Genomic DNA, 7,855 nt, shown 5'->3' with positions numbered 1-7,855 from the left:
ATATGTCATTTAAGCTCGAATAGCTTATCTAAAGAAATTTAGGTGCCTATATCGGTGGTGTCCACCTCTTCCCATTCCGAACAGAGAAGTTAAGCCCACCAGAGCCGATGGTACTGCGGTAACACGTGGGAGAGTAGGTCGGTGCCAAATCTTAAACTGCCTAAAAGCAGATTAACAAGAACCCTTGCAGTAACAACTGTGAGGGTTTCTTCGTTTATATAGCACTCTGGGGATTTTAATACACATATTCTGTGCTGACTTCCGGATAAATATTTTTTATCTTCGCAGCTTAACTCAAACCATTATATTTTGCAAACGCTAGTACAGTTATCATCAGGGGAACTTCAGGGGGCCACTACTTTAAAATTATCTGAAGGCCTCACTGAATTTCCATTGGAGATTTTTTCGTTGGCAGAAACGCTGGAATATCTGGATCTTTCTGGTAATCAGTTGTGCCGTTTACCTGATGATTTCGGAAGACTCAGCAAGTTGCGGGTTTTCTTTGCTTCGGATAATCTGTTCACAAGTTTACCAGACGTTTTAAGTGATTGCCCCGTGCTCAGTATTGCTGGTTTCAAATCTAATCAGATTGAACATATCAGCCCTGCGGCGATTAATGCAAACTTAAAATGGCTGATTCTTACCAATAACCGGATTACTGATTTGCCATCGTCTATTGGTGATTGCGTGCATCTGCAAAAGCTGATGCTTGCCGGTAATCAGCTTACTGCATTACCTGAGTCGCTGGTTAACTGCCGGAAATTAGAGTTGCTGAGGATTTCAGCTAATCGCCTGGATCATTTACCTCAGTGGTTGATTTCAATGCCAGGGTTAGCCTGGCTGGCATTCTCAGGAAATGAAATACAACAGAACGCAACAGACTTTCCTGATTTGGCAACTATTGATGTTGAACAGATCACCCTGATGAATATGCTGGGAGAGGGTGCCTCGGGTACCATTTACCGCGCTTCTTTACTGGAGGCAGATTTACTGCAGGATGCTGCAGTAAAGATTTTTAAGGGTAATGTAACTAGTGATGGTTACCCACAGGATGAGATGAGAGCATATATCGCTGCTGGTGCTCACCCGGCTATTGTAAAGTTGTTGGGTAAGATTCATTTCAGCCACGAGGACAGAAACGGGGTGGTGATGGAATTGATTCCTCAGGAGTTCTTTAACTTGGGAAGGCCTCCGAGTCTGGACAGCTGTACGAGGGACATTTTTGAAGATGAAGTAACTCTTTCAGCTCAGCAGCTGCTGGAAATTGCAAAGCGTATTGCCGATGTTGGCTTGCATTTGCACAGTAAGGGTATTATTCACGGAGATTTGTATGCGCATAATATCCTGGTTGATCCGTCCGGTAAAACGCTTTTTGGTGATTTTGGCGCCGCCTCCTTTTACAACAGGAGCAATGACGAAACAGCCTTTTCTCTTGAACGGATTGAAGTAAAGGCATATGGCTATTTGCTGGATGATTTACTTTCCATTACCAGAGATGAGTTTGAAGCCTATCAGGCTGTTTGTTTAATCAGAGACAGGTGTTTAGCGATCAATCAAAATGATCGACCAGGCTTTAAGCAAATAGTGGAAGAACTGGGTGTGTTGTGATATTAACTGTTGGCTTCTTCTTTTACCGCTAACTGCCCGCAAGCTGCATCGATGTCTTTTCCACGGCTGCGACGGATATTGGTGGTGATGCCCTGACTCTTCAGGTAGTTTGCAAATGCATCAATTTTATCACCTTCGGCATTCGTGAAATCGGCAAAAGAGATCGGATTGTATTCGATCAGATTGACCTTACAAGGGATATGTTTACAGAACTTTGCCAGATCCATCGCATCAGAAATTTCATCATTAAAATGGTTGAATACAATGTACTCGTAAGTAACCGGGTTCTTGGTTTTTGCAAAATAATATTTTAATGCTTCAGCCAATGATTTTAATGAGTTGGCCTCATTAATCGGCATAATCTCATTTCGCTTTTTATCATCTGCCGCATGAAGTGATAATGCCAGATTGAATTTAACACCATCGTCGCCAAGTTTCTTGATCATCTTAGCAATGCCAGCCGTAGAAACTGTTATGCGCTTATAGCTCATGTTCAGTCCGTCTGGAGCGGTAATCCGGTCGATAGACTTTAAAACATTTGCATAATTTAAAAGTGGCTCGCCCATACCCATGTATACAATATTGGTTAGGGGGTTATTATAGTTCTGTTTTGCCTGCTTATCGATTAAAACGACCTGATCATAAATTTCATCGGCATTCAGGTTACGTTTACGATCCATATATCCCGTTGCACAGAATTTACAGGTTAAGCTACAACCAACCTGCGAACTTACACAGGCGGTCATACGGTCTTCAAGTGGGATTAAAACGCCTTCAACAATGTTTCCATCGGCCAGGCGAAAAGTATTCTTGATGGTATGGTCGTTACTGAACTGGGAGTTGTTGACCTGAACAGCATTGATGGTAAAACCTTCATCCAAAGCTTTGCGCAAGTCTTTTGAAAGGTTGCTCATCTCCTCGAAGTTGGTTGCGGATTTTTCCCATAACCACTGATAGATTTGCTTAGCCCTGAACGCAGGTTGTTGCATTGCAACAAGGTGCTGTTGTAATTGAGGCAAATCCAGTGAGCGGATATCGATTTTCTTAGCTGTTACCATTTGCTGCAAAGGTACTCAAAAAGCTTTTAAGCTGAAAGGCGAAAACATAAAGCAAAGTGTTGCCGCTCAGAATTTTACATTTTAAAGGCTATCTTCCTCTGCCTCTGCTATTTTGTTTTGGTCCGCTTTTGCCTTTAGAGGGACGTGCATTTCTGTTGGTTGAGCTGTTTTTACCTGCGGATTTTGAAGTTGAATGACTTGTACTTTTTTTAAGGCCTGGTTTCTGACCGGTGTTTTGTGTGCTCTTGATTGTTTTTTTCGGTTTAGATTCCCGAAGTTCGGGGATATCGTCCTGCAGTCCCGGTTTTTTAACCGATGGTTTTTTGCTTTTTGATGATACTTCTGAAGATGATTTCTCAACGCTTTTCATAATGCCGCTCAGTTCATCTTCTGAAAGCTCACGAAATTCGCCCGTAGGGATACCTTTTAAACTGATGTTCATGATCCTGGTACGTTCAAGTTTGGTTACCTCATAACCAAAATGCTCGCACATTCTGCGGATTTGACGGTTAAGTCCCTGGATCAGGATAATGTTAAATACATAGTTACTGACCTGGCGAACTTTACATTTACGGGTATTCACACCCAGGATGGGTACACCGTTACTCATTTCGAAAATAAAGTCTTCGGTAAGCGGCTTGTTTACCGTTACCAGATATTCCTTTTCGTGCTTATTTCCCGCACGAAGTATTTTGTTAACGATATCACCGTTGTTGGTCAGGAAAATAAGTCCCTGGGAATCTTTATCCAGGCGCCCGATCGGAAAAATCCGTTCACTGTAATTGACGTAATCTACGATATTGTCTCTTACGTTTGATTCTGTAGTACTGGTGATCCCAACGGGTTTGTTAAACGCCAACAATACGAAGCTTGATTCTTCTTTAGGCTCTATATTGTGCCCGTTAACCATCACTTTGTCGCCAGCAAAAACCTGATCACCAATTTTGGCCCGTTTGCCGTTTATAAAAACATTTCCTTTTTCTATAAATCTATCGGCCTCGCGGCGCGAACACAGCCCACTCTCGCTGATGAATTTGTTTAGACGGGTAGCCGTATTGTTGTTCATAATGCAATTTTACGGAAATAAATTCTGTATCACTACAAATACACAAAGAACACCAGGTTTTCGCTGATGTTCTTTATATTAATAAGGCTGATCTAAAATTTCTGTTCGTCGGCACTTGGGCCATAACTGCCCGGAATTGGAATATTAAGTAGCCTTAGGTAAACCCCTAATTGTGCACGGTGGTGAATAGTTTGACTATAGGCAACCCTGATCATTTCATACTTAGTCATATCTCCGAGAATCTGGTCTCCATTTCTCAGGATCCATTGTTTATCAAATTCACCTTCATTGGCACTTTCCAGATCTTTTTTGCCACTTGAATAACTTTCTTCCAAAATTTGAATCAGATCGGCATTATTGCTCACTTTTTTCTCTTCATATGGAGCAGTGGCAAAGTCCAGTCCATCAGTATTGATTGCTAAACTAATCCAGGAGGGTAGTTCGGCAATGTGGCTGGCCAGCGATTTAAGTTTCATGCTTTTTTCGTGTGGCGCCCAATCAAATTTGTCCTCTGGTACCAGCGTAAGGAATTTTTTTGTGGTATTGAATTCTGATTCCAGTTCTTTCAATAATGCTTTAATAATATCCATTTTCTTTTGATTTAGTTTTTCGATTGTGTTCATTTCCATTAATAATAGATCGGCTATGCTCATGCTTTTAGCGTTTTGTTTCTACAAAGGAAACGGGGGTGAGTGACAACCCTATGGCAGTGTGAAAAAAAGAATTAGTAATTTACAGGTAGCATACTCATATATTCACTTAATGGGATATGTTGTTTTTTAATGAAAGCTTTTTCAATATTTTTCAGGCAGATAATTCTGGTGAGATTAAAATCCCGGTATTGGTTTCTGAAATGGCACCAGGCAATGAGGTGCCAGCTAAAGGCATAGAAAATCAAACCAATAGGTTCTACTTCCCGCAGGCTTGCTTCTTCTTTTGCATTTTTATATTCCAGCCGAAGCATCTGGTTTTCGGAGATGGCATGTTGAATAAGCGAAAGGTATTGGTAATTGAAGGTCAGGCATTCCGGGATCTGCAGTTTAATGTGCTGATTCATCGCCTCCATCTTTTCTTTTTGACTGGTTTTTAATACCGCCTTCACTTTAGTGAGTGCTGCAGCATAATGTGAACGGATGGATTGATCTGCAAAACCGTTTACAAGGCGTTCTACCAGCAGGAAGGCATTTGCTTCATCCATGTTGAAAGAAACGGGAGGCAGAAAGTATCCCTGAACCAGGAAATATCCTTTGGGCTGTTCAAAGCTAACGGGTATGCCTTGTTCTTGTAAGGATTTGATATCGCGATACACGGTACGCACACTGATTTCGAACCGCTCTGAAATCTTTTCTGCGGTGATGTATTTCCTGGATTGAAGTAAAGTTAATATGCCGAAAAGGCGGTCGATACGGTTCATGTGTTTTGGCTTGATTAAAATTAAAAAAATTACCGGAGATAAGTCGGATGATTATCTATAATTCACGAAGCAATCACTGCAGCTCAGGTCTGTGAGTCTTAATCATATTTCCTTGGTATGTTATTTGTGTGAATGGAGCAGAATTGTCTTATCGTTAAACTTTCGTTTAGATATTGAGACACAATTTTTAGTTCATGGCAGCCGCAATTCAAAAACGATTTTTCAGGGCCGTAAAAGGAAAAGTAATTATAGGATTTTTATTTGCCTGTTTTGCTTTGTTGATGGCCTGGGGAATCAGCAAATTCGCCTTTACGCGGATGTTGAGTACCGTTGAAGAAATTTCTGCGCCAAATGATCGCTTACGCATTGTGAATGACCTGTCACACAAAATTGCCAGACTCGACCAGTTACAGCGTGATGAAGCTTTCAATAAACAAGGTAATTACAACTTTTTAAGGGAATCCAGAAGGTTGAGATCGAGTTTAGATACACTACGCAAACTTTACAGTGACGACTCGCTGCAACTAAAAAGAATCAAATCAATCAAAAATTTACTTGTACAGCGCGATAAACAGTTTATTGCATATTTGCAGGTTCGGGAGACCCTGGTGAATACAAAATCATTTTCTGATGAGGTAGAGAAACTTAATGAACTTGTTGCATCCCGTGCGAGACAAACCGATAGTGCGGTTTTAACCACAGAGACGACTACTTCTACGACTACAGTTGCACCAGAGGAAGAGGAAAAGTCAAGGGGCTTTTTGAGCAAACTTTTCGGAAAGAAAAAAGCCGACGTGTACAAAATCATCAATGAAGAATTTAAGGTAAAACGCGACACGCTTAATGCGAAGGCGGAAGATAGCATTATGAAAAGTATGACTGGCTCATTGAAAAATATTGAGCTGGAACAGCGCCAGAAAAGTCAGAAGTTTTTAAAGCGTGAAGCTGATCTATCTAATGCGAGTAATGCGCTAACCAATCAAATTCTGCAGATTTTAAGGGAGGTGGAAGGGCAGGCTGTGGCACAGGTAGACCTTAACGGCATACAGGCAAAGGAGGTGGTAAACGATGGGATTACCCAGATTACAGCCATTATCATTACCTTCTTTTTACTTACTGTGATTTTGTTGTATTTGATTTTGACTGATATTACAAAGAGTAACCGGTATAGAAAGGAATTAGAGCAGGCTAAAGATGAGGCTGAATATCATGGAAAAGCTAAACAGCGGTTTTTATCGAACATGAGCCATGAGATCAGGACGCCATTACAATCTATTCTGGGTTATGCCGAACTGATCGCGCAGCAGGACTATCCAAATAAAAAGGATGTGAACGCCATATACCACTCTTCGATACACTTGCTTCAGATTGTGAATGAAGTGCTGGATTATAACCGCATCATTTCAGGGGAATTCAAGTTTCATAATCAACCGTTTAATATCCGTAAAATTCTCGATGAAGTGATATCTGTTGTGCAGCCTTTGGCTGAGCAGAAATCACTCACGCTAAACGTTCAATTGGATCTGGGCGATATTGAGTTTGTAAACGGCGATGCTTTCAGGCTGAAACAAATTTTGTTTAACCTGTTGGGAAATGCGGTGAAATTTACTTTGAGGGGCGAGATCAGTTTAACGGTATCGATCAAGAAACAGTTAGATCATTTACACTTCCATTTTACGGTGAAGGACACAGGTATTGGTTTTGAACAAAAAGATATGGAGCGGATATTTAATGAATTCGAACAAATTGAATCTCCGGAGCAATATGTATTGAATCAAACGGGAACAGGGTTGGGCTTACCAATTGTTAAATCGTTAATTGAGGCACAGGGAGGTAGAATACACGTAAAAAGTAAACTGGGTTTAGGAACGACATTCAATATTTATTTAACCTACACACAAGCACCAAAGCAAATTGACGACGTATCTGATCCACAAAAATATACAATTGTAAATCAGGGAACAGTTTGGGTGATCGACGATGATAAGCTTATTGTTGATCTTTGCGGGTTGATATTTGATAGACATGGAATTCCTTACAAAAGTTTTAATCAGGTAGCTGATATACTCCGTGAAAGTGTTGATTCGGAATTAAAGTTTGTGTTGATTGATATGCGGCTTCCGGAAATGACTGGTTTAGAGCTTTGCCATATATTGAAGAAGAAGCTGCCAGATACTGTTAAATTTTATGCCATCACCGCGCAGGTTTTACCTGAAGAACGTGAAATGGTTTTGAGTGAAGGCTTTGACGGATTGATTATGAAGCCTTTCCGTGCTGTTGATCTGCTTTCAATTTTTGAGAAGAAGCAAATACCGGAGGAACACGTTGAGTTTGATTTATCATCGCTGGAAAAGATGACTTTCGGTGATCAGCAAATGCTGGAAAAGATTCTTAACCGGTTTAAACAGGATTGTAAGGATGACTCCAGGGAATTAAAAGAGTTGCTGGTTGAAAACAATCGTGATAAGTGCCGTTTAATTGTACATCGCCTTGCAGGCAGGATAGCACAAATGGGTGCTGCTAAGCTGGCAAATGCCTTTCGATTGCTAGAAATCGAAGTAGCGGAAAAGGGCCTGACTGATCATATCAAGACGGAGATGGTCACCCAACTCGGTCAGCTGGACATCCTGATTATTGCGATTGAGGACATGACATTTGTGGTATAAGTTCTCTGAAAAAAAATCGTTATATACTATAACCATAAAATTG

General features: G+C 40.9%; 6 protein-coding genes and 1 rRNA gene. 3 read left to right on the top strand and 4 right to left on the bottom strand.

Annotated features, from left to right (window positions below; translation table 11 throughout):
- Window positions 1–38: 38 nt before the first annotated feature.
- A 5S ribosomal RNA gene (gene rrf, locus AB669_RS09570) occupies window positions 39–150 on the top strand.
- A 159-nt stretch (window positions 151–309) separates the two neighbouring features.
- On the top strand, window positions 310–1,608 hold the full coding sequence (locus AB669_RS09565) for a protein kinase (protein WP_047799021.1): 1,299 nt from the start codon (window positions 310–312) through the stop codon (window positions 1,606–1,608).
- A 2-nt stretch (window positions 1,609–1,610) separates the two neighbouring features.
- Here AB669_RS09565 and rlmN read toward each other — a convergent pair whose 3' ends face one another.
- The 4 genes from rlmN to AB669_RS09545 form a co-directional block, all read right to left on the bottom strand.
- Complete coding sequence (gene rlmN, locus AB669_RS09560) at window positions 1,611–2,666, bottom strand: 23S rRNA (adenine(2503)-C(2))-methyltransferase RlmN (protein WP_047799020.1); 1,056 nt, start codon at window positions 2,664–2,666, stop codon at window positions 1,611–1,613.
- Window positions 2,667–2,754: 88 nt separating this feature from the next.
- Window positions 2,755–3,732: a 23S rRNA pseudouridine(2604) synthase RluF gene (gene rluF / locus AB669_RS09555; protein ID WP_047799019.1), complete on the bottom strand. Its 978-nt coding sequence runs from the start codon at window positions 3,730–3,732 to the stop codon at window positions 2,755–2,757.
- Window positions 3,733–3,824: 92 nt separating this feature from the next.
- Entirely contained in the window at window positions 3,825–4,385 is a 561-nt protein-coding gene (locus AB669_RS09550) for a DinB family protein (RefSeq protein WP_082120630.1), read from the bottom strand.
- Window positions 4,386–4,456: 71 nt separating this feature from the next.
- Window positions 4,457–5,146, bottom strand: coding sequence for a YafY family protein (locus AB669_RS09545; protein WP_047799018.1), 690 nt, complete (start codon window positions 5,144–5,146; stop codon window positions 4,457–4,459).
- A 194-nt stretch (window positions 5,147–5,340) separates the two neighbouring features.
- On the opposite strand from AB669_RS09545, the gene AB669_RS09540 reads away from it, so the two are divergent.
- A complete protein-coding gene (locus tag AB669_RS09540) occupies window positions 5,341–7,812 on the top strand; it encodes an ATP-binding protein (RefSeq protein WP_047799017.1) in 2,472 nt (823 codons plus the stop codon).
- The last annotated feature ends 43 nt before the right edge of the window (window positions 7,813–7,855 follow it).

This window comes from Pedobacter sp. BMA, from assembly GCF_001027745.1.
In the GTDB taxonomy this organism is placed as follows: Bacteria; Bacteroidota; Bacteroidia; order Sphingobacteriales; family Sphingobacteriaceae; genus Pedobacter.
This window is presented reverse-complemented; position numbering and strand designations above follow the sequence as displayed.